The organism is Nitrosopumilus oxyclinae (assembly GCF_013407165.1).
Taxonomy (GTDB): domain Archaea; phylum Thermoproteota; class Nitrososphaeria; order Nitrososphaerales; family Nitrosopumilaceae; genus Nitrosopumilus; species Nitrosopumilus oxyclinae.
Genome location: NZ_CP026994.1, coordinates 870284 through 896401 on the forward strand (window position 1 = coordinate 870284; position 26118 = coordinate 896401).

Annotated in this window: 38 protein-coding genes; 19 read left to right on the plus strand and 19 right to left on the minus strand. The window is 32.0% G+C overall.

Annotation, left to right across the window (positions count from 1 at the left end):
• The first annotated feature begins 170 nt into the window (after positions 1 to 170).
• The 4 genes from C5F49_RS05200 (at position 171) to C5F49_RS05215 (ending at position 2713) form a co-directional block, all read left to right on the plus strand.
• Entirely contained in the window at positions 171 to 1013 is an 843-nt protein-coding gene (locus C5F49_RS05200; protein WP_179361957.1) for a cobalamin B12-binding domain-containing protein, read from the plus strand.
• A 321-nt stretch (positions 1014 to 1334) separates the two neighbouring features.
• Positions 1335 to 1664 carry a pyrimidine dimer DNA glycosylase/endonuclease V gene (locus C5F49_RS05205; RefSeq protein ID WP_179361958.1) on the plus strand — a complete coding sequence of 110 codons (330 nt, stop codon included), beginning with the start codon at positions 1335 to 1337 and terminating at the stop codon, positions 1662 to 1664.
• Between the two features lie 195 nt (positions 1665 to 1859).
• Positions 1860 to 2213, plus strand: a complete 354-nt coding sequence (locus C5F49_RS05210) for a hypothetical protein (protein WP_179361959.1) — start codon at positions 1860 to 1862, stop codon at positions 2211 to 2213.
• Between the two features lie 344 nt (positions 2214 to 2557).
• The gene (locus C5F49_RS05215) at positions 2558 to 2713 is read left to right on the plus strand and encodes a hypothetical protein (RefSeq protein WP_179361845.1); all 156 of its coding nucleotides are present in this window, start codon (positions 2558 to 2560) and stop codon (positions 2711 to 2713) included.
• A 431-nt stretch (positions 2714 to 3144) separates the two neighbouring features.
• On the opposite strand, the gene C5F49_RS09600 is transcribed toward C5F49_RS05215, so the two are convergent.
• Both C5F49_RS09600 and C5F49_RS05225 read right to left on the minus strand, forming a co-directional pair.
• Positions 3145 to 3522, minus strand: coding sequence for a hypothetical protein (locus C5F49_RS09600; RefSeq protein ID WP_246275287.1), 378 nt, complete (start codon positions 3520 to 3522; stop codon positions 3145 to 3147).
• Between the two features lie 163 nt (positions 3523 to 3685).
• Positions 3686 to 4078, minus strand: a complete 393-nt coding sequence (locus C5F49_RS05225) for a hypothetical protein (protein WP_179361960.1) — start codon at positions 4076 to 4078, stop codon at positions 3686 to 3688.
• A gap of 35 nt (positions 4079 to 4113) precedes the next feature.
• Between C5F49_RS05225 and C5F49_RS05230 the strand changes: the two genes are divergently transcribed.
• A complete protein-coding gene (locus C5F49_RS05230; RefSeq protein ID WP_179361961.1) occupies positions 4114 to 4320 on the plus strand; it encodes a hypothetical protein in 207 nt (68 codons plus the stop codon).
• On the opposite strand, the gene C5F49_RS05235 is transcribed toward C5F49_RS05230, so the two are convergent.
• Together C5F49_RS05235 and C5F49_RS05240 are read right to left on the minus strand one after the other, a co-directional pair.
• The gene (locus C5F49_RS05235; protein WP_179361962.1) at positions 4321 to 4539 is read right to left on the minus strand and encodes a hypothetical protein; all 219 of its coding nucleotides are present in this window, start codon (positions 4537 to 4539) and stop codon (positions 4321 to 4323) included.
• A 50-nt stretch (positions 4540 to 4589) separates the two neighbouring features.
• Positions 4590 to 5018 carry a bifunctional nuclease family protein gene (locus tag C5F49_RS05240; protein WP_179361963.1) on the minus strand — a complete coding sequence of 143 codons (429 nt, stop codon included), beginning with the start codon at positions 5016 to 5018 and terminating at the stop codon, positions 4590 to 4592.
• A 144-nt stretch (positions 5019 to 5162) separates the two neighbouring features.
• Between C5F49_RS05240 and C5F49_RS05245 the strand changes: the two genes are divergently transcribed.
• Together C5F49_RS05245 and C5F49_RS05250 are read left to right on the plus strand one after the other, a co-directional pair.
• The gene (locus C5F49_RS05245; RefSeq protein ID WP_179361964.1) at positions 5163 to 6977 is read left to right on the plus strand and encodes a CBS domain-containing protein; all 1815 of its coding nucleotides are present in this window, start codon (positions 5163 to 5165) and stop codon (positions 6975 to 6977) included.
• Positions 6978 to 7080: 103 nt separating this feature from the next.
• Complete coding sequence (locus tag C5F49_RS05250; protein ID WP_179361965.1) at positions 7081 to 7908, plus strand: hypothetical protein; 828 nt, start codon at positions 7081 to 7083, stop codon at positions 7906 to 7908.
• On the opposite strand, the gene C5F49_RS05255 is transcribed toward C5F49_RS05250, so the two are convergent.
• Positions 7905 to 8153, minus strand: a complete 249-nt coding sequence (locus C5F49_RS05255; protein ID WP_179361966.1) for a hypothetical protein — start codon at positions 8151 to 8153, stop codon at positions 7905 to 7907. The two genes, C5F49_RS05250 and C5F49_RS05255, sit on opposite strands and share 4 nt — an antisense overlap.
• Before the next feature lie 77 nt (positions 8154 to 8230).
• Between C5F49_RS05255 and C5F49_RS05260 the strand changes: the two genes are divergently transcribed.
• Both C5F49_RS05260 and C5F49_RS05265 read left to right on the plus strand, forming a co-directional pair.
• On the plus strand, positions 8231 to 8464 hold the full coding sequence (locus tag C5F49_RS05260) for a hypothetical protein (RefSeq protein WP_179361967.1): 234 nt from the start codon (positions 8231 to 8233) through the stop codon (positions 8462 to 8464).
• A gap of 16 nt (positions 8465 to 8480) precedes the next feature.
• Complete coding sequence (locus tag C5F49_RS05265) at positions 8481 to 9047, plus strand: hypothetical protein (RefSeq protein WP_179361968.1); 567 nt, start codon at positions 8481 to 8483, stop codon at positions 9045 to 9047.
• Here the strand turns inward: C5F49_RS05265 and C5F49_RS05270 are convergent.
• Positions 9044 to 9337, minus strand: a complete 294-nt coding sequence (locus C5F49_RS05270) for a hypothetical protein (RefSeq protein WP_179361969.1) — start codon at positions 9335 to 9337, stop codon at positions 9044 to 9046. The genes C5F49_RS05265 and C5F49_RS05270 overlap by 4 nt on opposite strands.
• Positions 9338 to 9547: 210 nt before the next feature.
• Here C5F49_RS05270 and C5F49_RS05275 point away from each other — a divergent pair, with 210 nt between their 5' ends.
• Both C5F49_RS05275 and C5F49_RS05280 read left to right on the plus strand, forming a co-directional pair.
• Positions 9548 to 9781: a hypothetical protein gene (locus tag C5F49_RS05275; RefSeq protein WP_179361970.1), complete on the plus strand. Its 234-nt coding sequence runs from the start codon at positions 9548 to 9550 to the stop codon at positions 9779 to 9781.
• Entirely contained in the window at positions 9765 to 9971 is a 207-nt protein-coding gene (locus C5F49_RS05280; RefSeq protein WP_179361971.1) for a hypothetical protein, read from the plus strand. The genes C5F49_RS05275 and C5F49_RS05280 overlap by 17 nt, the downstream gene beginning before the upstream one ends.
• Here C5F49_RS05280 and C5F49_RS05285 read toward each other — a convergent pair.
• Positions 9957 to 10319: a hypothetical protein gene (locus C5F49_RS05285; protein WP_179361972.1), complete on the minus strand. Its 363-nt coding sequence runs from the start codon at positions 10317 to 10319 to the stop codon at positions 9957 to 9959. The two genes, C5F49_RS05280 and C5F49_RS05285, sit on opposite strands and share 15 nt — an antisense overlap.
• A gap of 31 nt (positions 10320 to 10350) precedes the next feature.
• Positions 10351 to 10728: a DUF6659 family protein gene (locus C5F49_RS05290; protein WP_179361973.1), complete on the minus strand. Its 378-nt coding sequence runs from the start codon at positions 10726 to 10728 to the stop codon at positions 10351 to 10353.
• Positions 10729 to 10829: 101 nt separating this feature from the next.
• Between C5F49_RS05290 and C5F49_RS05295 the strand changes: the two genes are divergently transcribed.
• Positions 10830 to 11447: an O-methyltransferase gene (locus C5F49_RS05295; protein WP_179361974.1), complete on the plus strand. Its 618-nt coding sequence runs from the start codon at positions 10830 to 10832 to the stop codon at positions 11445 to 11447.
• Here C5F49_RS05295 and C5F49_RS05300 read toward each other — a convergent pair whose 3' ends face one another.
• Positions 11448 to 12884, minus strand: coding sequence for a coiled-coil domain-containing protein (locus tag C5F49_RS05300; protein ID WP_179361975.1), 1437 nt, complete (start codon positions 12882 to 12884; stop codon positions 11448 to 11450).
• 147 nt (positions 12885 to 13031) lie between these two features.
• Positions 13032 to 13847, minus strand: coding sequence for a PEFG-CTERM sorting domain-containing protein (locus tag C5F49_RS05305; protein ID WP_246275288.1), 816 nt, complete (start codon positions 13845 to 13847; stop codon positions 13032 to 13034).
• 102 nt (positions 13848 to 13949) lie between these two features.
• Here C5F49_RS05305 and C5F49_RS05310 point away from each other — a divergent pair, with 102 nt between their 5' ends.
• Together C5F49_RS05310 and C5F49_RS05315 are read left to right on the plus strand one after the other, a co-directional pair.
• Positions 13950 to 14168 carry a hypothetical protein gene (locus tag C5F49_RS05310; RefSeq protein WP_246275289.1) on the plus strand — a complete coding sequence of 73 codons (219 nt, stop codon included), beginning with the start codon at positions 13950 to 13952 and terminating at the stop codon, positions 14166 to 14168.
• A gap of 112 nt (positions 14169 to 14280) precedes the next feature.
• Positions 14281 to 14703, plus strand: coding sequence for a hypothetical protein (locus tag C5F49_RS05315; RefSeq protein WP_179361977.1), 423 nt, complete (start codon positions 14281 to 14283; stop codon positions 14701 to 14703).
• 2 nt (positions 14704 to 14705) lie between these two features.
• Here C5F49_RS05315 and C5F49_RS05320 read toward each other — a convergent pair whose 3' ends face one another.
• From C5F49_RS05320 to C5F49_RS05335, 4 genes are all read right to left on the minus strand, one after another.
• On the minus strand, positions 14706 to 14936 hold the full coding sequence (locus C5F49_RS05320) for a hypothetical protein (RefSeq protein WP_179361978.1): 231 nt from the start codon (positions 14934 to 14936) through the stop codon (positions 14706 to 14708).
• Positions 14937 to 14961: 25 nt separating this feature from the next.
• The gene (locus C5F49_RS05325) at positions 14962 to 15201 is read right to left on the minus strand and encodes a hypothetical protein (RefSeq protein ID WP_179361979.1); all 240 of its coding nucleotides are present in this window, start codon (positions 15199 to 15201) and stop codon (positions 14962 to 14964) included.
• A 32-nt stretch (positions 15202 to 15233) separates the two neighbouring features.
• Entirely contained in the window at positions 15234 to 15821 is a 588-nt protein-coding gene (locus tag C5F49_RS05330) for a hypothetical protein (protein WP_179361980.1), read from the minus strand.
• Positions 15822 to 15892: 71 nt separating this feature from the next.
• Complete coding sequence (locus C5F49_RS05335) at positions 15893 to 17245, minus strand: MBL fold metallo-hydrolase (RefSeq protein WP_179361981.1); 1353 nt, start codon at positions 17243 to 17245, stop codon at positions 15893 to 15895.
• A 201-nt stretch (positions 17246 to 17446) separates the two neighbouring features.
• Here C5F49_RS05335 and C5F49_RS09605 point away from each other — a divergent pair, with 201 nt between their 5' ends.
• The gene (locus C5F49_RS09605) at positions 17447 to 18862 is read left to right on the plus strand and encodes an RAD55 family ATPase (RefSeq protein WP_246275290.1); all 1416 of its coding nucleotides are present in this window, start codon (positions 17447 to 17449) and stop codon (positions 18860 to 18862) included.
• Here C5F49_RS09605 and C5F49_RS09705 read toward each other — a convergent pair.
• Both C5F49_RS09705 and C5F49_RS05345 read right to left on the minus strand, forming a co-directional pair.
• Positions 18859 to 18987 (minus strand): hypothetical protein, encoded by a 129-nt coding sequence (locus tag C5F49_RS09705; RefSeq protein ID WP_281361102.1) that lies wholly within the window; start codon positions 18985 to 18987, stop codon positions 18859 to 18861. The two genes, C5F49_RS09605 and C5F49_RS09705, sit on opposite strands and share 4 nt — an antisense overlap.
• 210 nt (positions 18988 to 19197) lie before the next feature.
• Entirely contained in the window at positions 19198 to 19611 is a 414-nt protein-coding gene (locus C5F49_RS05345; RefSeq protein WP_179361982.1) for a hypothetical protein, read from the minus strand.
• 319 nt (positions 19612 to 19930) lie between these two features.
• On the opposite strand from C5F49_RS05345, the gene C5F49_RS05350 reads away from it, so the two are divergent.
• Together C5F49_RS05350 and cas1 are read left to right on the plus strand one after the other, a co-directional pair.
• Complete coding sequence (locus C5F49_RS05350) at positions 19931 to 20527, plus strand: hypothetical protein (RefSeq protein WP_179361983.1); 597 nt, start codon at positions 19931 to 19933, stop codon at positions 20525 to 20527.
• On the plus strand, positions 20527 to 21546 hold the full coding sequence (gene cas1 / locus C5F49_RS05355; RefSeq protein ID WP_179361984.1) for a CRISPR-associated endonuclease Cas1: 1020 nt from the start codon (positions 20527 to 20529) through the stop codon (positions 21544 to 21546). Before C5F49_RS05350 ends, cas1 begins: the two co-directional genes overlap by 1 nt.
• Before the next feature lies 1 nt (position 21547).
• On the opposite strand, the gene C5F49_RS05360 is transcribed toward cas1, so the two are convergent.
• Positions 21548 to 22225, minus strand: coding sequence for a hypothetical protein (locus tag C5F49_RS05360; protein WP_179361985.1), 678 nt, complete (start codon positions 22223 to 22225; stop codon positions 21548 to 21550).
• 72 nt (positions 22226 to 22297) lie between these two features.
• On the opposite strand from C5F49_RS05360, the gene C5F49_RS05365 reads away from it, so the two are divergent.
• On the plus strand, positions 22298 to 23026 hold the full coding sequence (locus C5F49_RS05365) for an adenylate/guanylate cyclase domain-containing protein (RefSeq protein WP_179361986.1): 729 nt from the start codon (positions 22298 to 22300) through the stop codon (positions 23024 to 23026).
• On the plus strand, positions 23023 to 23520 hold the full coding sequence (locus C5F49_RS05370) for a Pycsar system effector family protein (protein WP_179361987.1): 498 nt from the start codon (positions 23023 to 23025) through the stop codon (positions 23518 to 23520). The genes C5F49_RS05365 and C5F49_RS05370 overlap by 4 nt, the downstream gene beginning before the upstream one ends.
• On the opposite strand, the gene C5F49_RS05375 is transcribed toward C5F49_RS05370, so the two are convergent.
• Entirely contained in the window at positions 23502 to 23795 is a 294-nt protein-coding gene (locus C5F49_RS05375; protein WP_179361988.1) for a hypothetical protein, read from the minus strand. The two genes, C5F49_RS05370 and C5F49_RS05375, sit on opposite strands and share 19 nt — an antisense overlap.
• A 108-nt stretch (positions 23796 to 23903) precedes the next feature.
• Entirely contained in the window at positions 23904 to 26096 is a 2193-nt protein-coding gene (locus C5F49_RS05380) for an elongation factor EF-2 (protein ID WP_179361989.1), read from the minus strand.
• Between the last annotated feature and the right edge of the window lie 22 nt (positions 26097 to 26118).

Consider the following 26118-nt stretch of genomic DNA (forward strand, 5'->3'; position numbering starts at 1 on the left):
GCTTATCCATAGTATAATTTTTTTGATTTAGATTATTTAAACTAGTGATAATTATTACTACTAGTGGTAATCATAAGATATATTTTGATATACAGTCATAAAAAGTCATTAAATTGGCACTATAAATTTAATTTAGCACCAGTTAAATAGCATTTTTTAAAAAAATAAGGATGGTCTATATCAGAGCAAAAAAAGTAAAATCTGATCAATATCTATACCTAGTCAAAAGTGTCTGGGATTCAAAAAAAAGTACATCCAAACAAGAAATTGTGAAATATTTAGGTAAAGCATCAGAAGTCATAAAAGATGATATTCCAATCGAATATAGAGATAATCCCAAAATTCTCTCAGTTCTAGCATCTTACAATCCAAAAGATATTAAAAAAAGAGAAGAATCAACAAAAAAATCAAAACTACAACTCTACAAGAAATTAACAGAAGGCAATATAGAAGATTGTGTAAAAATATATCAAGACTACACAAGAATTTTTAATGAAGCAGATTTTTTCGATAAAATTTTAAAACAAGTCATGTACGACATTGGTGAAGATTGGGCAAGTAATAAAATCAGTATCGCGACAGAACATGTTGCAAGTAACATTGCACAAACATTAGTTAAAATAATTATGGACAGTGTTTCAAAAATAGTAAATAAGAAAAAAATACTCATATGTGTTCCAGTTGGAGAGGAACATCATTTGGGATGTGATGTCTTAGAAACATATCTTACAATAAAAGGATTCAAAGTATTCAATATGAGAACATCATTACCAACAGAGTCCATCATTAGTTTTATTGAGAACAATAAACCAAATATGGTATTTGTCTCAATTACATTGCCAGATAACATCTTAGCTGGTCAAAGGTTGGTAAGAAAAATAACTAATGAATGTAAAATCCCAATTTTAATTGGAGGATATGCACTACAAACGGATAAAATTCCAAAGTTCGATGCAAGAGTAATTTCAAAAGTAAATTTAGAAGAATTGCCAAAAATTATTAGGAATGTTTAAAAAAATTATTATTTTAAATTGAATCAATGAGGAAAAATTTTGGCACTAGATTTGAAAATGTAGGCGTCTTAAATAACTCAAATCAACATTGTCAGTATGCTAGTTGAATTAGCAATCAGGGAAATAGTAGGTGAAATAATTGGGTAGGACATGTAACAACATTTGTGAACGATACAAGGCATCACCAGCCCCAAACAGAATCAGGTATGAGATAGGACAAAAAAGATGCACATTTTGTGGGATTTTTGTGTTATCAGAGAATGCCAGATGTATGTGCTGTAAAGCTGTTTTAAGAACAAAACCAAGATCTAGGAAAGCCAAATGAGAGTTTGGGATATTCCTGTTGAAAAACTATGCAGAAACCATTTGCTGGGTGAGCATCGGGAACTACATGCTATGTGGATAGTCATCACCCAAAACAAGAAAGGATATTCAAAACATCCTGAAACTATCAGATGGGTTGGGAAATTGAAGGCATTGTATCTAAGACACAATGAGCAAGTAATTGAAATGAAAAATAGAGGCTATAATCACCAAAGTCCATTAGATGTAAAAAAAGCAACAGGGAAATCTAAACAAGATACATATCTAGACTTACCAACAAAGCAAATCCAAATTCTAAAACAAAAAGGTTGTAACTGTAAAGTCTGATTTTAATTTATTTTTAAAAATTTAATTTGTTATGTTTAATTATTTTTTCTAAAAATCAGAAACTTTGAAAATAATGCAGAATAAAACATCAGTTATCACCATCTCAAAATTGTAGCAGTACTTCAAATTGTTGGCACTAGTTAAAATGTTAGCCCTAGGTTATATATCACAAAGTGCAAGTAACAGTGAACAGAAATGCAACAAACAAAAATCGCAAAAACACCACAACTAAAATTTCTAGTTATTGTGGCTGTAGCTACTTCAGTGATACTAGTTTTCACGATAGCCCCCTGGAATATACTTCCAGAATTAGTTACTGAAGAAGTGTCAGTTATCGCCGTAACAGATTATGGTTGTGTAGGTGAGTCAAGTCTTGGAAGATCAGTTGTTGTTTCAAACTGTGATGCAAGTGTTGGAGATATTGTATCTGCAACATTTTACATCCCAGCAGGAGAAATAAACGGCTACCTGGAAGAACTTGAAAGACGACAAAATCCAATGGTGGATGCATGGGACAAAAGTGTCAGTGGCAAAGCATTCTCACCATAATTTTTTTTATTTTTCTAAAAATTCAATATTTTTTCTAAAGAAAACAAAAAGGCGCAAACCCCTAACTGCAGAACATTGAGAGATTTCCTCTCGTGGTCAAACGTCTAAACGCCTGATTGCCTTTTTCGTTCTGCGGGGCAGCGCGGTCTAATCGCCAGATTTTACAACTAACGACATCATATTGTATAGGACAAATAACTATTTAACATTTAGTATGAATTATTACATAAAACATAAAGTATTATTGTAAATTGTAATCAAATGTTCATAACAATATCATCAGGCATTTACAGAACACAGGATTAGCACTAGGGAAAATTGTATTCGTGGTATTAATACAATGAATGTCAATTGAACATATGGGAAGACGAGTAACCATAATGATTGAAGACAGTCTAGATAAAAAAATCAGACAATTCCAGGCTAAAACAATACATAAAAAAAATTCAACATATAGTTATTCCAAAGCAGTAAATGACTTGCTACGAAAAATAGTCTAGATTTACAAAAATATATTTTCAACAACCCCCGACAAAATAGTGTTAATTGGTTAGATTGGAAATATACTGAATACCATTCGTTCTAATTTTGAATGATTAAAGCGGTTTGACATTCAAAATGGAATGCTGATACCAATTAACAATACAATTCTTTAGGGGTATTTCAGAATCAAATACATGGGCAGGTCCATTTTCATCAAGGAAATAATCACAATTTTAAAAGAGCCAAGGCTATGCCCCACATGTCAAAAAGAAGACAGGTTGGAGAAAGACCTCGTAAGAGAAGGTCGCTCAAATGGAAAGACGATACTGTGTTCTAGATGTGAGGCATTAATTGTAATTACAAATCACAATCTCAAAGAAGTAGATTTGTCAGCTACCAAAGATGACTCAATAATGCTAAAAGAGCCGCATTTGATCAGAAAAGTAGTCTACTGATCAGATTTCCGTCTAATTGATTTCTTCTTGGTTGTAGGTTTTTTAACAGTGAATTTCTTCTTGGATAATCTTTTTCTGGTTTGATTTTCAGCGCTGTCAGGAGCTAACCGTGTGGATAGCAATCCTTCCTTGTCTTCAAGAAGCATAGAAATTATACGAGGCCTAATACACCTTGCAACTTCCCAATCGCGTAGATTTGCATTCTTTGATTCTTCTTTAATGATAAGACCTGCCAGTCCATCACTCCAAATATGTCGTCTAGTATCATAGACTTCAATTATCTTACCATGTTTTGTAATCTTGATTGCTCCGTGACATCGATGAATTACTTGTTCTGCAACACTTTGGTAGATTTTTTCAAGATTTGCCATACATCATAATGAAATCTCATCATGTGAAAAAGCTTCTTATTTTTAGATTGAATGATAATATATTCAAGACAATATGAGGAAAAATGCTGATGATTAATCAACCTTCTAAGCTATAACTGATAGATGATGAGAATTGCCGAATTATGAAGCGTTTTTTATTAAATTAGATTTGACGTTCACTGACGTTTACCATCATAGATAGTGGCGGCGATAATGCCGAAGGATTGTCAATACTCTCCCAAACATACACCTGAATGTGATACGTTCCAGGTTCAGTAGGAACCCAAGACTGTGCAGGAGAAAATGACTGTCTAGGAGACAAAGAACCAGTCAGCCAAGACAATGAAATCACAACATCGTTATCATCTCTAACTTGTGTAATGTATGCAAAATTTTGTGGAGTGTCTTGATTGTTTGAAACATCAGCCACTATCATAATTTGTTCATTTACAAAATGGGTTTTATCTTCAGATGTGTTTTGTGCAGTTACAGGATCAGCAAAGGCTACACCCATTCCAGACATAATGAAAAGTAAAGAGAACAAAAGAATTTTCATAATCCGTATTAGTAGGATGTATATTTAATCTAGCTATGGGGGATGAACTACCTGAGAATTTTCCTGAATTTTCAATAATGTACAAGACACTAACTAGTCAAATAAACAAGCTAAAAAAAGACAAAGAAAATCTCAAAGATAAAGAAAGGGATGAAATAGAATTAAAAATTCAATCATACCAATTAGAAATAGCAAAAATTAAGAAAAAGTTTCCAGATAACTTCTTTGAAGAATTAAGTTAATTACTCATGTGTATGATCATGGCCACAATCACAAGAATGATCATCGCCTTTCAGAGACATTAGTTGCTGTACCATTTCATCTCTAATTTTCAATAAATCTCCAACTTGTTGCTTCATAGATTCTGAATCCCAATTGCCTTGATGTAGTGCTCTAACCACATCAATTATCTCAAGATCAACATTTAGTAAATTATCCATCAGTTGTTCTTGCTCATTCATAATATCTCAATTATACACTAGAAGAAAAACTATTCTAATTAAAATTAATTTTATTCTGCTTCCATGCTTTCTTTAAGCAGATTCTTCCTTACAAGAATTGGAATATTATAAAATGCACCCAATGCCATAGCATCTGAAGCACGATAGTTTCTCAATACAAGGTCTTTCTTACCTGTAAAGTATAGATTGGCACGCAACACATCACCACTTTCATAAATTTTGACTTTAACTAGAACCAATTCATTTTGTTCACAAATTTCTTCAATCATCTTGTAAATGGATGGTGCGGCCTCACCTTCAGTTTCGCCAAAACTCGAGATATGTTTTGCAACTTCACCAGAAAAGGCCCTCATATGGAATTCTTTTCCATTATCAGCTTTTAGAACAACCATACCTTCAACGGCATAAGGATCAACGAATCCAACATAATCAATTTTCACAGACTCATAATCAGGCTCTTGTGCTTGATCAATTTCCATAGTAATACGAATAAACATCCTGGTCAGTGCTTATAAAGATAGCAAAAAAATGAGATCAAAATCATGAATTAGTTAATTATTTTTCAACGATCACTTCTCACGCGTAACCCCAAATTATTTAAAATCCCCAACTAAGGTAGCTTAATGTCAACTAATCCAGAACGTGCCGTATCATATGTTCTTAGTAAGTACGTTACAGATTACATGGACAAAGATGTACTTACTCTCGGACAAGAGACACAAACCAGCGAAGCTGCCAGAATGTTACGTCACTACGAAACAGATGACATTGTTGTTACAGACAAAAATAATTTTCCAGTAGGGATTGTTACCGATGAAGATATTCTAAGTAAAGTCAGTGACGTTACAGTTTACGCAGAATCTACAAAATTGAAAGATATCATGAGTACACCTCTAATCACAATTAATGAAAAATCAACTTTACAAGATGCATTACATAAAATGAGAGATAATAACATTAGAAAACTTCCAGTCTTATCAAAGAAAAATCAAGTAATCGGAATGATTTTTCAATCAGTTATTGCAAATGTCATAAGAGATGCAACTGCTACTGCACCTCGTTTATTGAGTCCACCAGTAAAAGCCATTTTAGGAAATCTTGGATTTGTCTTACAGTTTGCAGGAGTGTTGCTTTTGGTTCCTGCAATTGTTGCAACAATATTAGAGGATACAACTACTGCTACTGGAATTTACCTGACTACTGTCCTTTTACTAGTTACAGGGTTTTTCCTCAACTCTTATGGTGAAAAATCAAGTTTAAATTTACAACAAGCCTCGATTTTGGTGTTTTCAAGCCTGTTTTTACTATCGTTGTTTGGAACAGTGCCGTATCTGTACGTACTTCCAAGTGATGAAACAGATATTGAAAAATTCAGTAATGCATTCTTTTCTAGTGCTGCAGGATTTACAACTGGAGGAATATCATTATTTGATGAACCAGAAAAACTTACCCAGAGTTTCACATTCTTTCGAAGTTATACCCAACTAGTAGGAGGAATGAGTTTCATTTACCTAGTAATTACTGCGTTTTATCCTGAATCTAAATTGCAATCAATGCGTGGTTTCATTTCAGGAAGAACATTGCACATGAAAGAATTATTTTCAACCATCACAGTCATCTTTGCGATTTACATTGTCATTGTTGCATCTCTACTGTATGTATTTGGAGAGGGAAATATCATTGATAATTTTTCGCTGGCTATGAGTACTCTATCTACAGGAGGATTTACACCCACATCGACAATTCTTGAAGGATTAGTTTGGCAAGAACATATTATTTTGATGGGGGCAATGATACTCGGAGCATTACCATTTACTTTCCACTATGCATTTGTAAGAAAAAAATTCCTTTCCCCAAAACTTGGAAAAGAAGTTTTAACATACTTTGCAATTTTAGGTAGTGCAACTGTTTTGTTTATTGGAATTAGCGGTTTAGATCCAATGCAGAGTGCATTTTATTCTGTATCAGCCAGTACAACAGCAGGATTACAAATAGATAGTCTTGCAGGGTTGAGTGGCGGAGCACACGCCGTTTTGATAATTTTGATGGTAATTGGCGGATGTGGGTTTTCTACTACAGGAGGTTTGAAAATATTTAGAATTTTCCATCTCAGAGATGTTAAAGCAATGCTCAGTAAAGTAAAACGTGCAGAACTTGCCCCTCAAGCAAAAAAAGAAGTCATATCCACACTTATCATTCTAGCACTATTTCCTATAATTGCATCAATAACAGGATTACATCTTGCAGCAATTGAGGACGTTCCATTCCAAGATGCATTTTTTGAATCAGTAGGAGTAATCACCACAGGAGGATTATCTGCAGGAGTAATTCATTTTGATACGGATCCTGCAACAAAAATTGTTTTAGGGTTTTTGATGATTTTTGGCAGATTGGAAATAATTGCAATCATCTACATTTTTGTACCTAAACTAAGCTAAAACTCTGAATTAATCAATTAACAAGACAAATCCCAAAAATCTACGCTTATCACCAAACCAGAATTAGGATAGAATTTAATGTAATATCTAAAAAATTTCACATATGGGAGTCGAAGAGAAAAAAAATACAACTCAAGGAAAAAAACTAATTGTTTTAGGATTTGTAACTATTGGAATTTTGTTTTTTATGTATGGTAGATATCAAGATCCAGAAGTCTTCACCCCTAGCGCCATGGATACCATACAAAGAATTGCATATGGATTTTACATTATTCTAATAGTATCATTTGGAGCCATTGGGTTTGGAACGTACAGATATCAAAGAGAAAAAGTGGAAAACAAAGGAAAGGATCTTTTATCAATTATTGCATTTGCCACATGGAATTCAAAATCTCGAAAAATTTTCACTGCAACATTTATCGGATATGGAGTCTTTTTTTCACTTGTTTCAGGAACTCTAGTGTATCAACCAGAAGTTGACTTTTCTTATCATTATGGTGCTACCATCCCATCAGGATTCATTGCACCATGTTGTGACGGAGCAGGATATATGCCACAAGTCATCATATATCTCACTGAACATGTAGGATTAAACATAATACCAATCAACCTAGTATTGCAAGTTATTGTTTCATATTTGGTAGGATTAAACACCGTAATTGCAGTTAACGCTTATACAATTTCAAGAAAAGGTAGAGGGGCAAGCAGTATAGGTGCAATAGCTGGATTATTTATCGCATGTCCTACTTGTGCAGGAACATTTTTGTCAATATTTATTGGAACTGCAAGCGGGATTGCATTGTCAATTGCTTTAACTCAACTGCAAACATTTTTCATTGCAATATCAATTCCCATCTTACTAGTAACCCCATTTATCATGGCAAAGAAATTAAGAAATACAGATGGTAGTTGTAAAATCAATTTAAATTAAAATTTCTTTACTTCAGGAATTTTATGGTTCCCAATATCATACCCGTCTCGGCGTAGAAATTTCAGTGTAAGTTTGTAAATAATTTCATCATGATCAACTTTTTCTAAAATCTCAGTCCAGAGTACCTTGCCATTATTTTCAATAATTTTTTTAAAATCAGGATTCATAGATTCTGCCATATCTCTGCATTGATCAAATGTTTTGCCATTTTTGTAAGCACGAACACGCCTATCACAACTATCCATATTGAAGATAGATCAAAATTGTAAATAAACCTAGTATGAACAAATTCAAACAAATACTAGACTAGGGAATAAAAAATATGGCAATAAAATCAACTGAAGAATATATTGACTTTTTCATAAATTTGAACATGGGAGAAAATGTCCCATTGTTGAGTTTCGTAAATAACGAAAGAATGGTTCTAAAACAAAAATTAGAATACAAAAATTTGGAAAAAGAGCCCATTAAGAAAGGAATCGAAATATTGGAAAAATTAGTAACAGAGATTAGCGAGATGGGACAAAAAGCAGTAATTGAAAAATATCAAAAGTGAATTTTAGGAGAAAATAATGGATAAAAATTCAGAGATAATCAAGACAGAAATTATTAGAATACTAAATGAAAATGGAAAGATTAGAGGTACAGACCTTGCAAAAAGAGTGATAAAAAAAGTAGGTAATGAGAAAATAGTTTACAGGGAAATTAGTGCACTAGTAGAAGCAGGAGAAATTGATAAAAAAGTTCATAGTCGTTCCCATATCGAATATGAGTTGATAAATCTCTCAGAATCTGTAAACAATCAACTAAAAAATTTGCATAAAGAAGTAGATATGATATTTGAGGAAATTGCTAATTTTGAAATTACAGTGAAAGAAGAAAATTTCTCACTTCATGAAAGACTAAGATCAATTATTCATCAAATACACATTGTTCAATCAACTGACGGTATAATGAAATTATTATCATATTATCCGGCATTTAAAAAAGATAAAATGTATTCACAAATAATTAGAAAAATAAATGATTGTTGGGAATCAATAATGAAAAGCATAACGCATCAACCAGAAGGGGATTTTCTTAATGAAGTTCTTGCAAATTTGAGAATATCACATATTGACACAAATAACGTAAACTAGTCTACGATCTTAACAAGATAGATTGGTCTATCTGCTTTATCCTCATAGATGAATTCAGATATTTGGATATTTTTAATTTTTTTCTCACTAAAAAAATGAACATATGCGCGATTATCAGCAGTAAGTAACTCACAATCATTGTCTTTACAAAATGTTGCCAATGTCTCATCATAGTCTCTTTGTTTCAAATCAACCCCAACTACAAATATTTTATCATAATTTTCCAGATGTTTTTTAGCATCCTCATTTACTAGCCACTTGCAATTTTGATCAATTAGTACATTTCTCATTCCTGTTTCTCTAATTCCTGTATTTTTAATTCAAGTTCTTTTACTTTTTGTCTTAACTCTATATTTTCATCTCTTAGAGAATCTCTTTCTCTTGTTAGTATTTCATTAAGATCCATAAATTTTGGATGTAAATTATTAACTTAAGCGTATCGGGATCACAAATAGCAAAGTACCATCAAGTACTTATTTTCAATTATATTATAAAATACAATGGATGTAAAAGAAGAAGATACATCTGAAGAATCTAAAAAAAATCACATATCATATTACAAATCTTTAGCTAAAGTAATCTCAGATATTCAGAAAGAAAAAGATCATGAAGGAGAACCGGCAATCAAAAGTCACTTAACAAATAGAATAGAAGCAATGGAGAAGGATATGAAAAGAATTAGAGATATGTTTCCAGATATCAGAGAGGAGGAGTGGAATGGTTACACCAACTGAGAAAAATCACAATAAGTATTTAGACATGCTCCATGACTACAAAATTCATCTGATAAAATATATCGAAATGTTAGAAAAGATGGATAAAGAATCAGAATTTGCAAAAGAGTGGAATCTATCCACAATAAAGGAACGAAAACAAGAAATCCAGGTTATCGATAAAATTTTAAAAAATTTAATTCGATTCTAGTCTGGATTTTAAGGATAAATCATACAGAGAATTACAAAAAACCTCAAGATGTTCTGAGGATACACCATCAAACCATGCCAATTCTTTATCTATACTAAACCCTTCAAATGTATAATTCAAGTTTGTTTTTACATATTCAATTTCATTTTGAATTAATTTAGAGATTTTTTCTTGTGTGTTACTAGATAATTCATAATCACATGTCATCAAATCTAGTTGTACAAGGTAATTCCCATGTAGTGGGTTAATTTTTGCCTTGACAAACGGCCTGTTTTCCTGTTGACATGCACGATAGAATTTATCATATTCGAACATTTTAGAATCACCAAAATATTTACGAAGTGCCATAATATCTAACAACTATCGTTGTTAAAAAAGTCTAAAGGCCTGCAGTTATTTTTTTAATTTTTGTAATTAACCTGATTTTGGTACTAATCGGCATTTCAGGCTCCATTGTAAAATATACAATGTTCCGCTTTGTGTAAATTACCATTTGAGATACTCTTTCCCTCTCTACATGAACATACCTTACTTTACCCAAAGACCTATCAAACTCTTTTCTCATAGTGCGTCTTTGAGCAACCTGTTTACAGAAATGCTCTTCTTCCTTTTGATTTTTCAAATTAGTTTTTCCTGTTTTCATGATGGCCTCACGAATATTTCCTTTAGGATCAATAATTGCTGCAAATCTCATCTTAGTATCTAAATTAAGAATTTTTTGAACTACATCAAGTAAATCAATTTTTTTAGTTGTCATTTCTAATTTGGAAAAAAAGATTTGGTAAATATAAGCCATCAAATTTTTTTATAAAAGCAATCCAAGACAAAGTTAAATTTATTGAAAACCATCCCAATCAGATGAAAGAATCCATACAAATTGTCCTCAATGAATTAGAGACACAATCAAATCTAGAAAAATCTCGAAAAGTAGACGTTACAGCAGAAGACAGAATGCTTGCAATCACTAAAGAGACAGGGGAGATGCTAAACATGATTTTACGCCTAAATAATGTAAAAAATATGCTTGAAATTGGTACATCCACAGGTTATTCAACAATTTGGTGTGCTGAAGCTATTTCAGAGAATTTGGGAGAAATAATCACAATAGAGCAAAACCCAAACAAAATCAAAAGAGCAAAAGAGAATTTTGAAAAAGCAAAATTATCAGATGGAATTTCAATCAAAGAAGGATTGGCAATAGAGATATTATCAGAATTAAATACTCAGAAAAAATATCAGGGATTCTTTGATTTTGTCTTAATTGATGCAGACAAGGAAAATATTGTTCAATATTTTGATTTAATTTTTCCAATGGTATCTATAAACGGCATAATTGTTACAGACAATATGTTATATCCAGAAAAATACAGGGAGGATATGAAGAAATTTTCAAATTATCTAAAAACAAATCCTAGATTAAGAACAGTTACATCCCCAATAGGTAATGGAGAAGAGATTACAATAAAAATTAAATAATTATTTTTTACTAGTTTTTCTATTCACATGTTTTTTAACAGTCTTTTTTACAACAGGTTTTTTTGAAATAGACTTTAGTTTTTTATTTTTTTCCTCAATTTGTTTTTTCAATTTTTGTTGTTTTTCTTTAAGTTTTTGATTCTTAATTTTAATTTGAGATTCAATTTTTTCTCGTTTCTTTTTTAATAAATCATATGTTTTTTCCTCTTTTTTGAGTTGTTTAGTTAATTCAACCTGTGATTTTAATTTTAATTTTTCATCATTAGCCTTTTTGGAAATTATTTCTTTTTCTGCAGCAATAGTGTTAATTAAATTTAGTCGCTCCTCTTTTGCTTTGATAAGATCCTGTTCTTGAGATTTGATCAATTTCTTGAGTTTTTCAGATTCTGCAAATTTTATTTTTTCCTCATTTACTTGAGATACAATTTCATCATAATCCTGTTTTGTTCTATCTAGTTCAGTTTGTTTCGATTTAATTTCACGCGCAATTTGTGCCTGTTCTACCAGTCTATCCTTCTGTTCGTTGGCCATTTTTGCCAGTAATTCTTGCTCACGTGTTACCTGTTTCTCTATTTTTTCTTGTTCTAATTGTGCCTGAACTAATTGTCTTTTTTGAGATAACAATTCTTTTGCAATTTTATTTTTTTCTAAAGCAATTTTATCAATTATTAGAATTCTTTCTTTTTTTACTTTTGTAAGTTCTTCTTTTTGCGCAATTATTTCATTAGATATCCTTGTCTGAGTTTCAATCCGTATCCGTTCTTCTTTAATTTGTGATTCAAGTGAAGATTTTTCTTGGGATATTTTTTGATCATATTCTTTCCTATGGGATATTAATTTGGACAAATTATTGCGTTGTTGGTTAATTTCATCAGATATTTTTTCTTGTGTTTTTATTTTTTGATTTTCTTTTTCAATATTTTTTACCAGAGTTTCTACATTTTCAGAATCTGGTTCTTGAGACCATCCTTTTGGCAACGCTCCTTTAATTTTTTGTGAGGGTGTTGATTCAATTATATCTTTGTGGGTTTTTTGAATTTCAGCATTCATTTTTTTAGAAGACTCTACAAGTAGTGTTTCATCCATTATAGGATGTAATTTGGATTCCAAATAATCTGCATCTGAATGATAAAGCTGTTTGTTGTTGGATAGTGTATCATAGATGTATTGTAATCTGCCAGCATCACCATTCCCAGAATCAATCAGATCTTTTATTCTAGGAAGAAGTTTATTTTCCTCAACCAATTCTTCTTCTACAGAAAATGAAGATTGTAGTTTATTTTCAAGGTAAACTTTATCTGATTGGTATAGAGGTCTATTATTTTTTAAAAATTCAAGAATGTGGTATAATCGTCCAGCATCACCGTTTCCAGAGTCAATTAATACATCGACTTTAGATATTGTTTGATTAAGAGATAGCCGTTCTAATTGAGTCATCTTGCTTTTGATTAATTCATTATTGAATCTAGTAAAAATAACTTTATCAAAAAAATTTACACAGAAATTAATTTTAGGTGATAAAGAGTAATTTGTTCCTAAGTATTTTCATAATGCGCTATTTTTAGTCTGATTTTTATGAGACATCTAGAATTTTATTTGAATTCTAGATTTTTGGCTCAGAGCAATTACAGATATTATTGAAAATAACAATATCATAATCCCCATTGTTCCAAATTCAGGAACAACAGAAGTACCCATGATAGTTAATAGTTTAGAGTCATGTTCAACTGAAAGAAATACGACATTGACATCACCATCTCTCACTTGATCAAAGTCAGATAGTTTTTTCCCATCAATCCAAATTACATAATTTCCATCAATTAATTCTGAAGGTAGTCTCAATTCCAATTCTTTGTTTTCAGATTGTGGCTGACCAATTATTTCAAAAGTTATAGATTTTTGCTCAGTGTCAATTATTGGCTTTCCAAGTAATCGATTAAAATCATATTCTACATCAAAGATTGTTGAACCATCCCCTGCTTGTTTTCCAACATTAGGAATTATAGAGTACCCTGCAGTTACCATGATCGTTCCATCCATCCAAGGATGAAGCAAACAATAGTAATCAAAGTTTCCAGTTTCAGTAAAGGTGTGGGAGAATGTTTTACCAGGTCCAAACAAACCACTATCAAAAATATCATCAGGGCCAGATTCCACATTACCAGAAGTTACTGTATGTGCTGCAGTGTCAGCATTTTTCCACAGTATGGCATCACCAGGAGAAATTGCAACATCACCATTTGTGGAGCCATCTTTTTCACTCTGCCAAAAATAAGGTGAATTTGGATTTGCAGCACCTGTAGGAATATTGACATCATATGTTGTTTGGGCATATACATTAGATATTATCGGAATTGTGAATAAAACCATTAATCCTAAAAAAAGAAACTTGAAATTCATACAATACAGAATTAGAATTTAATTAAAAGGGTTTACTCTGTTCATCAGAACGCACATTTTGTTGTTGTTTATTAATCAGAAAAAATTACCTCCAGTATGAAAATGTCATTAATTATTACAATTATCGGCATTGCCATGTTTGTATTTGGATTAATATCATTTTATTCAATTGAATTAGGGCAAACAACCCCAGAGTTAAGATTACTAAAAAATATAGGCACATTTGTAGGAATCAGCGGTATGGGAGTAGGGCTAGCAGGGATTTTATTGTATTTGATTAACAAAAATGAACCGACACTCAAAGAACATTCAGAGGCTTAATTGCAGTTGGAAATTTTAAAAATTAATTGAATAATTTCAAATTAACAATTAAAAAATATTCAGAATAAAACAGAGAACTAAATTAAATAATACATGTAAATCTCAAGAATAAATGACTGATAAAATTTGGTTAGGTGGAATATATCTTAAAGATGAAGGAGGTTATGAGATAATTCTCAAATCATTAAATCATTATAAGAATAGATTAAAAACACTCAACGAGAGTCCAGAATTAAAAGAATCAGGTGCAACATTTGGTTCAATTTTAAACCAACAAGCAAGAAAAACAGTTCCCAAAATCAATGAAGTTGTTGTAAAAATTCATGCAAGTCTTTCAGATTTACAGATTTTAAAAGAATTAGAAGATGAAAAACAATTTTTAGAAAAAGCTCTATCGTGTTACCAATCAGATATTCATAAAGCTGAGGATACAGGAAATGAATATTTTGTGAAATTAATTGGAGATATGATCCAAGGTAGAAAAGATCTCAAAACCATTAAAACCGCATTAGATAAAATTAATAACTATTCTTAGTCCTACAATCCTTGCAAATACCAATCAAAATAAGGTAACAATGCCTTGCATTGTTTCTTTTTATCTTGTTCATTATCAACATCTTGAATTTTTTGGATTTTCCCTTGTAAATATTCCGAAATCAATCCACTTTTAAAATGAGGTTTTATTTGATTTAAAATATGAATAATTGATTCAGATTTTGCCTGTTCAAAATCATCTAAAATTATTTTTATTTCATCTTCTAAAGACATGGAATTAATTAGACATCCCCCATTATTATTTTATAGAATTCAGTAAATCCTCATCATCCCATGTTAAACGAAACTTTCCAGTAACACGAAACATGTGAATTTTTCCACCTTGCTTGAAAAGGAGTTTGTATGATTTATGGGAAGTATCTTCAATTTCCAGACTAACATCTTTTTTTATAGATTCAAAAACTATAGGATCATTTGAGATTTGCTTCCACTCATCCTCATCAAAATCCATATAAAATTTTGTATACAGTAAACCCATTGAATAAGGATAGAATTCACCTGAATAAATAACTAGACAAGATCTTCATCCCAAGATGATTGAGGTATAAAAAATCCCAAATTACTTACAATCGTAGGGAAAATAATATCAAAATGCCTATCATTTCGAATTATCTTAAAAATATGATGAATTAATTGTTGTATTTCCAAATGCTCATCTCGATATAGTGTCTTTTTTGGATTTTTAGAAGAATCAAGAATTGTAAAACCAGTATCTGTACGTATAAGATTTCTCAATATAGAATTTGCAACAAGTATCTTTTCATCAATATCTTTATGAGGATAATCAACATCCAATTTTTTAATTTCTAATTTTAAATCGTGAAAATAAGTATTTGTATTTCGTTCCACTTGGTGTTGAAGATTAATCTCATAATCTTCAGAAGGATAATAAAATTTCATATTCCCTTTGATTCGAACAGAAATTATCTCTTTTTTAATTAATGAATCGCGTATTTTCTCAAAGGTGGTTTTCGCCATAAATTCTGGAACAAGTATTTTCAGTAATGCATTATGATGTAAATCAGGATTATTTTTGATACTTTCTAAAAGAATTCTTTCACGCTCATATTTTTTTGGGGCGGGCTCAGACTGACTCATTTTAACTAGGTCGACCTATATTAGTAAGGTCATCTATTAATTAGTATCGGCATGAAATATGAAAATAGATGTTAAGAATCATCCAAATATCGCAAATATTTCATGTCCAAAATATATGGTGTAACTCCGTAAATGGAGTCACCAATTAGAAGACCATCCTCATCAGTGAGAAAAATATATGTTTGATCAGAAAATTCTTCTCCAATTCCAAATACAAGTTTAATTTTAACACCTGAAATATCTAATAAAAATTCAGATTGAAAAAGATGAGTTGGAATCACTTCCGAGTTATCAGAATCACTAAAATAGGCCTGTAAATCTTCAGGAGCAATAATTTCAACAGAACCATCACCTTCTTCTAGAAATGCTTTAGAACCTAAAAGAAGGTCAGAGTTTTCTTGAGTGTAGATTATTGTTTTAATAGGTTTATCAGAAAATAGTATTCTAAAGTCATCCAATAGTTTTTTTGCAGATTCATATGAAGTTAAAGTGTCAATCACAATTATTCCAGAATCACCTTCAATTAACAAACTATTTGTGGAATCATATCCCACAGCAACCCAAATCCCATCCCTTAATTGATATATTCTTGGAATATTTGAAGAGTATGAGAATGTAGATTCATTATCTCGTTCTTGTTCATCTCGTTCTTGTTCATCTCGTTCTTGTTCATCTCGTTCTTGTTCATCTCGTTCTTGTTCATCTCGTTCTTGTTCATCTCGTTCTTGTTCATCTCGTTCTTGTTCATCTCGTTCTTGTTCATCTCGTTCTTGTTCATCTCGTTCTTGTTCATCTCGTTCTTGTTCATCTCGTTCTTGTTCATCTCGTTCTTGTTCATCTCGTTCTTGTTCATCTCGTTCTTGTTCATCTCGTTCTTGTTCATCTCGTTCTTGTTCATCTCGTTCTTGTTCATCTCGTTCTTGTTCATCTCGTTCTTGTTTACCCTCATCAATGTTTTTTTCATCATTTATAATTTCAGCCAGACCTAAACGCTCCCAACTAAGTGCAGTTGAAGGACTGGTACAAAATGTATCATGATGAATAAATCGATAAATTAGAGTATAGCCATCCCGGCATTCAGAATCATCTTGAGAAATACGTTGTTTTTTAGGTGGTAATGGAGGTGAAGTAGGAATTTCAATTTCATCTTCAGCAACAATTTCATAAGATTTAGTCTCAGATGGTTTAGGATATTCTGAAACGGTATTGGCCAAACCTAATTCTACCCATCGATCAGCAGTAGAAGGTATAACACAGACATATTGTTTAGAGGTAGTTCGATAAACCATCACTTCCCCGTTAGGACACCCTGCCTGAATATCTTCTTGAGCCTCAGATTCTACGGATGCAAAAGAATGTGGAACTATTGCCGAGGAAAATAAAATAAACAATATTGGCAATAAAGCATACTTTCTTGTCTGCATATGAACACATTATGAGTTATTTTTGATATATCAAATTAGGTGAAATATTTCTACATAGTCTGTTTTTTTGATTTATCTAAAATATCCAAAAAATATACAAAAATTCATCATTTACCAATAGTGATCGCACAAATATTTGACACCTAAGAGAATTTTCATTACTCATAACCCATTACTTGAAAAAATAGTGATAAATGTTAGTTGAAAATAAAAGAAACAATTTCAAAACTTAATGAAAGTATTCAAAATAACTATGGAGATCCAGGGAGAACGTTATACATTATTGAAAAATTAGAAAAAAACAGAAATTTACCAAAGTCAGATCTTGCATATATTGAAAGAATAGTCAAACTATGCACTCTAGTTTTTGAGGAATCCAGTCCAGAGAAAACTGTTGAAAATATAGTATTAGAAGATCTGATAAAATGCTATCATTGTGATACTGAAATTAATTTAGATGAGAAATCAATTAGAAAAAATAATTTTTGGTTTCACGATAAATGTTTTGAGGAATCCAGTCCAGAGAAAACTGTTGAAAATATAGTATTAGAAGATCTGATAAAATGCTATCATTGTGATACTGAAATTAATTTAGATGAGAAATCAATTAGAAAAAATAATTTTTGGTTTCACGATAAATGTTTTGAAAAAATCCCAATAATAAAAACAAATAATTTACAAAAAATAGAACCAATCAAAAAAGAAATAAAACAACCATCTAGAATTATTAAAACAAAGACAACCATACCTCAAATGGTTTTTTCAGGAGGGTTATTGGCATCCCTTGTAGGAACAACCTATTTTTGGGCAGGAGAAGTAATATCTCTAGTTGTAGGAGTGTGTGGGACTGCACTATATTTTGCAACATTCAAGCCTCAAATTGTTTCTAAGAAAAGAAAAAATGCCGAATTTGTTAAAACAGGCATCCCAGGTTTTGATTCAACATTATCAGTGGGTCTCAAAAAAAATAGTTCTGTAGTTGTTTCAGGTCCTCCAGGAAGTGGAAAGACAACATTTGGTTTACAGTTTATCTATTCAGGAGCTAAAGAATTTGAAGAAAATGGCATATACATTTCACTATCACAAAGCATTGAAGAAATAAAAAATGATTGTAAAACATTTGGTTGGGATATTGATGAACTAGTATCCAAAGGGAAAATCCTAATGATAGATTTGAGGCCATTTAAAATTAAAGATGAAGTAGTTGGACGAGATGATTCATTATACAGAGGAGAGCAGATTCCATTTGAACATTTAACAAAATTTATCCTAAACAGCATAAAGAAGATCAAAGCAAAGAGAATTGTGATTGATTCAATCTCTATTCTGGGAATGCAATATTCAGACAAGTTTTACATGAGGCAAGGTTTACAAGGTATGATTCAATCCCTTGAGAATTTTGGAGTAACTTCACTTTTAATTTCAGAATTTTCAGAAAAGGACGAAGTTCCACTCGAATGGTTTGTCACATCAGGAATAATTCAATTGGACAATCAAATAATCAACAATGAAATGAAACGTACTATCAAAATAATAAAATTACGAGGTATTGAGCACAGTGAGCAAGTTCATTCAATAGAATTAGGAAGTAATGGACTGTATGTATACGAAGATTAGGACTCGGGCTCTGATCCTTCAGCCTCTGCAAGCTTTTTTCTGACTGCGTTATTTACCTCTTGAATTAGTTTATCTTCTTCCTCAACAAGTTCCTTTTTGAATTTTTTTTCCCAATAATTTTTCACCATATATTCTCACAATTAGTTTAGCATCATTAGAAATAAGGTCTTCGGAATTTTTGAGACTAGGAATTTATCCGCTGATAAATCGTCCATCGGGGTTAAATACAAATTTTAAAAGACAAAACACCTAACACATCATGGGTTTGATGAGTAATCATCAAATTTCATGAATAATTCTAAACCAGTAAAATAAAAAAAGAAAAAACAATCACACTATTTTGTTTGTGTGAAAGGAGTTATCCAAGTTTGGATAATGTTTTTGTTTAATTCAGCAAAAGCATTAACGTTGTCGTTAAATGTTTTGAAATTTTGAACAGTTGCATCCATGGTAGTTTTTACCAATTGGTTGTTGACTGTGCTTGCTTGAACAAGTTGCTTATTTGTATCAATGATTGCAGTTTTTGCAGAGTCTGGAATTTCAGTGTTCATTCCAGATTTTTTTGCAAATTCTTGCTGAATTGTGACTGTAGCATTAATTGTTTTTTGACAAGTTTTCATACATTCGTTTTGCAATTCTGTTGCAGATTGGAAATATTGGGGTGTAATTTTTGAAATATTTTCAAAGTATTTCTGAACATTTTGCTTATACATTGCAAATGCATCGCTAGTTTGAGGTTGTGTACTCATGACAATATTATACAACATCTAATATATATACATTGGTAATGAGTGGTAATGAATGTCATTCAGTGGTCTATAATGAGTGATTATGGTAGATTTAGACATAAACGACATTGTTTGTTCAAATGAACAAACATTTCGATTCAAAATTTAAGGAGAAAAAGACATTCTGAGTGGAATTTTAAAAATGGTTAAAAGAATTATGCTTTATCAATAAAAAGGCAAAGCCCCCCTTTTGTTCCTGAATAGTTGGTAATGACTAGGATTATGATGGAAGATTGTTTGTTGGAAATAGCTTATTTTCTAGTGTTGAATTTATGAAAATATGACAGACGAATATGCTGAACTACAAAAATTACGAGCACTTTGGAGTAAGGCAATCATTCAACGTGATTATATTTTCATCCCGTTAGTTTTAGGTATAGTTTCAGTTTCATTATCACAATTACCCAACTTTCCTCCAGAATGGAGATTTGTATTTTTAGTCTTTGAAGGGATTCTATTGACATTTGCAATGGCGTACTGGAGATATCTGACGAGAATGACAGACAAAGGAATTGTCGGTCTATATGGAAGAATGATGGAACTGGAAAAAAAGGATGGAATGGATACTCAAACTCAATACTATTACAGATATCTAAAAGATGAACACAGAGGCAAGATCAACAAGGAAGTAGGATTAGAAAAAGATAATGTGAATTTTTCAAAATTCAGGGAAATGTCTACAAAGATCAAAGAAGGATATCATTATGATTTGCTATTAGGAATCTGGAATGATTTGGAATTTAATTCTGTAAAACCACGAGGTCATGAAATTCATAATGCATTTGCAATATCACTAATTGTAGCATATTGGGTAACCTTTGCTATTTTTGGATTGGCATTTCCTGATGCGGTGCTCATAGAAACTGTTAATCCTTAATGGCTCTTCAAGGTAAGAAAAACCACTACAACGTTAAATTCCTCAAAGGATACGGCCACTCCATTTCAGTCAAAAATTCTAAAATTATCCTCAAATCCAATCATGACCCATTTTCTGAGCCTGAAATTGAAGAATGGGCAGTCAAAAATATGCCTTATGAGAAAATAGTAATGCAAGGAAAAGGGTACATCTCCACTGAAGCATTAACACAACTTTCTGAGAATAATCGAAATGTGATTTTACTAGACCATCACGGAAAGCCAGTTACTTTTTGCAATGGCATGATGGATTCTTTAACTGGAACTAAATACAAAATGGCACAATATGACACGTTTCGAAATGAATCAAAATGTCAATATTTGACAAAACAGATTATTTCTGCCAAAAAAGAATCTCAACTGAAACTACTCAAACTAATTGGCAGTCCTGTTGATACCCTATCTGATAAGGAAAATGTTTCAGCCATCACATACTGGAGGGAATTTGCTAAATTTATTCCTCCAAAATATGGATTCCAATCAAGAAATCAGTCTTCTATCAAAATATCCAAAAAAGATGCAACTGATATCATCAATGCTTTGTTAAATTATGGGTATTCTGTCTTGGCAGGGGAAATCTCAAAATTTGTTTGTGGATTTGGTCTAGACCCATACCTTGGATTTATGCATCGTACACATTCAGGTTTTCAACCCCTTGTCTATGATATTATAGAACCATTCAGATGGATGGTAGATTATTCAGTGTACAAAATTGCAAATCACAAGGATTCAAGAAAACAAATCAAACTCAAAGAGTATAGTTATTCAAAAGACGGAACCATAGTAATTGAATATGCTCTGATCAAGCGGTTCTTGGAGTTATTGGAAAGACAGTTTTCACAGGAGAGAAAGTATAATTCTAGGTATGGAAAGAAGACTGAATCTGGTTTGAAATCAGTTCAAGAGATTACAATTGGGAAGATTAAAGTTCAAAATTTAGTAGAATACTGTCTAGGGAAACAACTGAAAATAGAATTTTAAATTAAATTTTTGTATCGGCATTTATCTGAGTAAATACAACACCATATTCTTTGAGAGATTTCTTTTCAGTAATTGTCGAATTCAATCGTTCAATTGCTATAATTACATTATCTTTAGTTTGATTCCATAACTTGTCATGCATGTGGATTTTACCATACATAGGAATTAAACACATTTCAGACATTTCGATGTTCCCACCTACAAAATACGATATTTCTGGGGGTAAGTCTGATTCTATTATTTGTAGATCTTTTTTCATTACATTAAAGTACAAAAAATTTGGCACTTCTTTTTGCTGTCCATCTAAATTTAGTGTTATCACATGAGTCATTTTGAATTTCTCATAAAATGGTACATTTAATTTCTCAAATTCTTTTTTAGGCAAATTTTCTAAAACTTCAAAATAATTTTTTATTTTTTCTAAATCTACAACTAATTTCGTAGCATAAAAATTAATTCTGTTATTTCGTGTTTTTTCTAAATTACCGAGAAATATTTTTTGTCTTTTTTCATTCTCTTTTGTAGTGCCATAAACTATAGTTGTTATGACAATACCTACTGCAATTTCAGCTACCAATGTAACATTATTGTTAATTTCATCAACAGTGTTTAAGAAAACTGCCAATGCAGTCATAGTTATAATTGCTAAAATAACATAAACATAGAATTTTTTTTCCATTTATTATTAAGAAAAATAAATGAACTTAAGCATATTGGAAAAGCAGTAATAGTTCATAAAATAATACTCATCATGGTATGGACTTCATCTAAAAACGCAGATGCTAAAAACAGAATAAAACAATTTGATAAGGATAGATTGTTTGTTCCCAATAAGCAAGGTCAGACAATTCCAAAAATCGAAAACATGAGATTAGGGGAAGCCAAAGAATTCAATCTTGCAGTAATGCATGTGGATATGAATAATTTTAAAGGATTAACAGGGTCATTGACAAATGAACAAAAATTACGTTTTTTGAATATCTATTTGTCTGAATTTACTCATATGATTAGAGAATATGATGGATTTGTTGAAAAATATGTAGGGGATAGCATCACTGCATTATTTGGAGTTGGGAAGGATGATCAACAATCATGTTTAGATGCAGTACATTGTGGATTATCAATGTTAACTGAAGTATATTATGCAATGAATACATATCTTGATTCAATTGGTTTACCTAAATTTTCATGTTCCATAGGAATTGATTTTGGCTCAATTTGGGTGGCACGAGTAGGTGTTCAAGGAATGAATCAATTGACATTGGTTGGTAATGAAGTTAGTATTGCAAAACAAATAGAAGAATTTGCTGGAAATCATCAAATATTTGTAGGAGGTGGAGCATATCTAAATTTGAATAAACATGAACAAGCAATATGTAAAATACAAAATCAGAGAAGTGATTTTAACTGGACTTGGTTTCAAGGGAAAAAATATCCCTTCTATCACTATACTGCCCATTGGGAAGGTTTTGATTTATGAGCGATAATGAGAAAATTGCTTTTGCAAGAGATGCTTTAGAGCACAACAATAGCATAATCAATCTCATTGACACCAAGTCAGGTTTGGTTTTGGGTGCCTCTGGAATTATTTTGGGTTTGCTTACATTTTTTGAACGTGATGGATTAGGCTATGCAATATTTCCTTTATTTGTCACAATGGGATTATTGTTAGGGACTATCATGTTTTCATTTTTCACCATTTTCCCACGAATTACAAAAAAATTCAAAGGGGAAACGGCAATTTTCTATCCTGCAATAACAAAATTATCCATGAGTGAATTTGAAGAAAAATTGAAAAAATACTCTACAGAAGATATTCTCAAAGATTATGCTAATAACATACATAGTTTAGCAAAAGTACAGGAAAGAAAATTCGAGGTTCTGCGTATTTCAATGGGATTTATGATTGCATCTTCTATTTCATTAGTGATTACTTTAATTTGTTATTTCCAAAATCAACCCATTTCACAATAAGGACATTCAACTTCTTCTTTGTGTGATTTTACCAATCCTACAAACATCTCTAAACATTCTGTACAAACATACTTGATTCTTTTCCTTTTCTGAGTCTTGTAATACATTGCTTGTAATGTATTCACTCGCTGAGTTTTGAAATTCCCTTCCTCATCATAGTAATAGATGTGCCATTTCTTCTTTGTAGATTTTTTATGCTTGTGATTTCCACGATGAATGATTGCCTTACTCCAAAGTGCTCGTAATTTTTGTAGTTCAGCATATTCGTCTGTCATATTTTCATAAATTCAACACTAGAAAATAAGCTATTTCCAACAAACAATCTTCCATCATAATCCTAGTCATTACCAACTATTCAGGAACAAAAGGGGGGCTTTGCCTTTTTATGCTTTATCAATAAATTCGTTAACACCTGGTGGTTCTGGTGCCAATCCCTTTCTCTTTCTAATGTCAGCTACTGCTGCACCTAACATGGATTTTGGAACTTCAGTCCATGCCTTAAATGAAGTATTCCAGGTTGCACGACCTGCAGTTTGTCCTCTCATTGCTTCAGATAGTGTAAATGTTTCAGAAGCTGGAATCTCACCAATAACAATGCTTGATGCGCCTTTTTGGCTCATGTCAAGTACTTTACCTCGTTTACCAGAAAGAATAGTTGCAACGTTACCAACCAAATCAGTTGGGACACGAACTTCAATTGCCAGTGTTGGCTCTAATACTGCAGTTCCTGCAGTGAGCAATGCACCCATACATGCACGTCTTGATGCAGGTCCTAATTGAGACAAACCTCTGTGTGCCGTATCCTCGTGAGGTACAAAGTGAGTAAAGATGAATTTACAATCCCTCATCTGTTCTTTACAGAGAGGTCCCTCTTTCATTACTTCTTCAAATCCTGAATTAATAGAATCAGTTGATTCTTGTACAAACTGAACACCTTTTGTTCCGTTAATCAAAACATTACCACGTGAATCAAATTTCATAACCCTCTTGATTGTATCTGTATCCCATCCATTCTCTTTTAGTAAATCAGAAACTGCCTTCTTGTCTTTGAGGTCTGAAATTTCACCGGTTCTTAGCATGTGGGCAATTTTTGGTTCTAATGGTTCCACTTTCATGAAAATCTTGTTGTGTCTGTTTGGTGATTTTGCCATAATTGGTTCACAACCACCCTTTACAGTTTCTCTATAGTTAATCAAAGGCTCAGATGTTATAATCTCACATTTTGCATCCTGAATTCTATGTACTGCAACATCCAAATGTAATACACCCATCCCTGCAACAATTGTTTCGCCAGACTCCTCATCAATTTTTACAACTAAATTTGGATCCTCAATTGTTAGTTGTCTTAAAATGTCTACGAGTTTAGGTAAATCTTTAGGATGTTTTGGTTCAATTGCAATTTGAACAACAGGTTCTGAAACGTATTTCACACCCTCAAACATTGGAATATCTTTAATTGATGATAGAGTGTTTCCGGCTCTACATTCAGTCAGTCCCAGTAAAGCTGGAATATTACCTGCTCCCAATTCACCAACTTGTTCTCTTTGGTTACCCATAAAGAAATTGACTGATTGAACTCTGCCTTCTCTTTTCTCATCTATAATGTGTAAAGTTTGACCGTCTTTGATGGTACCTGAAAATAATCTTCCAATTGCAACAGGACCGGCTGCTGGATCTAGGACCATGTTTACAACCATCATAATTGTTGGACCATCATCACTACCTGCAAGCAAAGCTTTACCAACATCAGATTCTAAATCACCTTTCCAAATTTGTGGGATTCTATACTTGATTGCATCATGTGGTGCTGGATGATGTTTAACTACCATTCCAAGTACAGCATCAGCTAATGGTGCTTTCTCAATAAGTTCATCAAGTTTTTCTTCAGTATATGCATCAATTACATCTTTGAATGTTATTCCTCTTTCTTTCATTAAATCAGTGTTAATTGCCCATCTATCTTTGGCTGAACCAAATGTAACACTTGCATCTTGAATAGATACTTTCCATTTCTCTTTGTATTCTGGTTCTGCATATGTGTCAACTAGAGTATTGAAATTTGAAACTACTTCAGCTAATTGTGCTTGCATTTTTTCTGGAGTTAATCTTAGTTCTTTGATGAGTCTATCCACTTTGTTGATAAACAAAACAGGTTTTACTCTCTCTTCAAGGGCCATTCTAGTTACAGTCTCTGTTTGTGTCATGATACCTTCTACTGCATCACAAACTACAACTGCACCATCAATTGCTCTAAGACTTCGAATAACCCTTCCACTAAAGTCGACGTGGCCTGGGGTATCAATCATGTTAATTACATATTCTTGACCTTTTTGGGCAAAGAGTAAGGTAACGTTTGCTTGGTAAATTGTAATTCCTCTTTCTTGCTCCTCTTTATCAAAGTCCATTGCAAGGGCTTTTCCAGCAGCTGAGGGGGCAATAATTCCAGAGTTTGCCAAAAGGCTGTCACTCATTGTTGTCTTTCCGTGGTCTACGTGGGCAATTACACCAAAGTTACGAATGTTGGCTTTGTTCTTGATAATTTTCATTACCTCCCCAGTAGACTTGAATTTTGCCATATTCGCAAAACTTTGGATTCAG

Coding starts and splice junctions, on each gene's coding strand:
- C5F49_RS05225 (WP_179361960.1), bottom strand. CDS start 4,078: ATGAAAATTCTTTTGTTCTCTTTACTTTTCATTATGTCTGGAATGGGT.
- C5F49_RS05375 (WP_179361988.1), bottom strand. CDS start 23,795: ATGACAGACGAATATGCTGAACTACAAAAATTACGAGCACTTTGGAGT.
- C5F49_RS05240 (WP_179361963.1), bottom strand. CDS start 5,018: ATGGAAATTGATCAAGCACAAGAGCCTGATTATGAGTCTGTGAAAATT.
- C5F49_RS05250 (WP_179361965.1), top strand. CDS start 7,081: ATGGGAGTCGAAGAGAAAAAAAATACAACTCAAGGAAAAAAACTAATT.
- C5F49_RS05315 (WP_179361977.1), top strand. CDS start 14,281: ATGACTGATAAAATTTGGTTAGGTGGAATATATCTTAAAGATGAAGGA.
- C5F49_RS05255 (WP_179361966.1), bottom strand. CDS start 8,153: ATGGATAGTTGTGATAGGCGTGTTCGTGCTTACAAAAATGGCAAAACA.
- C5F49_RS05235 (WP_179361962.1), bottom strand. CDS start 4,539: ATGAATGAGCAAGAACAACTGATGGATAATTTACTAAATGTTGATCTT.
- C5F49_RS05265 (WP_179361968.1), top strand. CDS start 8,481: ATGGATAAAAATTCAGAGATAATCAAGACAGAAATTATTAGAATACTA.
- C5F49_RS05270 (WP_179361969.1), bottom strand. CDS start 9,337: ATGAGAAATGTACTAATTGATCAAAATTGCAAGTGGCTAGTAAATGAG.
- C5F49_RS05280 (WP_179361971.1), top strand. CDS start 9,765: ATGGTTACACCAACTGAGAAAAATCACAATAAGTATTTAGACATGCTC.
- C5F49_RS05325 (WP_179361979.1), bottom strand. CDS start 15,201: ATGGGTTTACTGTATACAAAATTTTATATGGATTTTGATGAGGATGAG.
- C5F49_RS05205 (WP_179361958.1), top strand. CDS start 1,335: ATGAGAGTTTGGGATATTCCTGTTGAAAAACTATGCAGAAACCATTTG.
- C5F49_RS05295 (WP_179361974.1), top strand. CDS start 10,830: ATGAAAGAATCCATACAAATTGTCCTCAATGAATTAGAGACACAATCA.
- C5F49_RS05365 (WP_179361986.1), top strand. CDS start 22,298: ATGGTATGGACTTCATCTAAAAACGCAGATGCTAAAAACAGAATAAAA.
- C5F49_RS05245 (WP_179361964.1), top strand. CDS start 5,163: ATGTCAACTAATCCAGAACGTGCCGTATCATATGTTCTTAGTAAGTAC.
- C5F49_RS05285 (WP_179361972.1), bottom strand. CDS start 10,319: ATGGCACTTCGTAAATATTTTGGTGATTCTAAAATGTTCGAATATGAT.
- C5F49_RS05305 (WP_246275288.1), bottom strand. CDS start 13,847: ATGAATTTCAAGTTTCTTTTTTTAGGATTAATGGTTTTATTCACAATT.
- C5F49_RS05360 (WP_179361985.1), bottom strand. CDS start 22,225: ATGGAAAAAAAATTCTATGTTTATGTTATTTTAGCAATTATAACTATG.
- C5F49_RS05200 (WP_179361957.1), top strand. CDS start 171: ATGGTCTATATCAGAGCAAAAAAAGTAAAATCTGATCAATATCTATAC.
- C5F49_RS05310 (WP_246275289.1), top strand. CDS start 13,950: ATGTCATTAATTATTACAATTATCGGCATTGCCATGTTTGTATTTGGA.
- cas1 (WP_179361984.1), top strand. CDS start 20,527: ATGGCTCTTCAAGGTAAGAAAAACCACTACAACGTTAAATTCCTCAAA.
- C5F49_RS05330 (WP_179361980.1), bottom strand. CDS start 15,821: ATGAGTCAGTCTGAGCCCGCCCCAAAAAAATATGAGCGTGAAAGAATT.
- C5F49_RS05230 (WP_179361961.1), top strand. CDS start 4,114: ATGGGGGATGAACTACCTGAGAATTTTCCTGAATTTTCAATAATGTAC.
- C5F49_RS09600 (WP_246275287.1), bottom strand. CDS start 3,522: ATGGCAAATCTTGAAAAAATCTACCAAAGTGTTGCAGAACAAGTAATT.
- C5F49_RS05215 (WP_179361845.1), top strand. CDS start 2,558: ATGTCAATTGAACATATGGGAAGACGAGTAACCATAATGATTGAAGAC.
- C5F49_RS05320 (WP_179361978.1), bottom strand. CDS start 14,936: ATGTCTTTAGAAGATGAAATAAAAATAATTTTAGATGATTTTGAACAG.
- C5F49_RS05345 (WP_179361982.1), bottom strand. CDS start 19,611: ATGAGTACACAACCTCAAACTAGCGATGCATTTGCAATGTATAAGCAA.
- C5F49_RS05275 (WP_179361970.1), top strand. CDS start 9,548: ATGGATGTAAAAGAAGAAGATACATCTGAAGAATCTAAAAAAAATCAC.
- C5F49_RS05350 (WP_179361983.1), top strand. CDS start 19,931: ATGACAGACGAATATGCTGAACTACAAAAATTACGAGCACTTTGGAGT.
- C5F49_RS05370 (WP_179361987.1), top strand. CDS start 23,023: ATGAGCGATAATGAGAAAATTGCTTTTGCAAGAGATGCTTTAGAGCAC.
- C5F49_RS05260 (WP_179361967.1), top strand. CDS start 8,231: ATGGCAATAAAATCAACTGAAGAATATATTGACTTTTTCATAAATTTG.
- C5F49_RS05380 (WP_179361989.1), bottom strand. CDS start 26,096: ATGGCAAAATTCAAGTCTACTGGGGAGGTAATGAAAATTATCAAGAAC.
- C5F49_RS05290 (WP_179361973.1), bottom strand. CDS start 10,728: ATGACAACTAAAAAAATTGATTTACTTGATGTAGTTCAAAAAATTCTT.
- C5F49_RS05300 (WP_179361975.1), bottom strand. CDS start 12,884: ATGACTCAATTAGAACGGCTATCTCTTAATCAAACAATATCTAAAGTC.
- C5F49_RS05210 (WP_179361959.1), top strand. CDS start 1,860: ATGCAACAAACAAAAATCGCAAAAACACCACAACTAAAATTTCTAGTT.
- C5F49_RS05335 (WP_179361981.1), bottom strand. CDS start 17,245: ATGCAGACAAGAAAGTATGCTTTATTGCCAATATTGTTTATTTTATTT.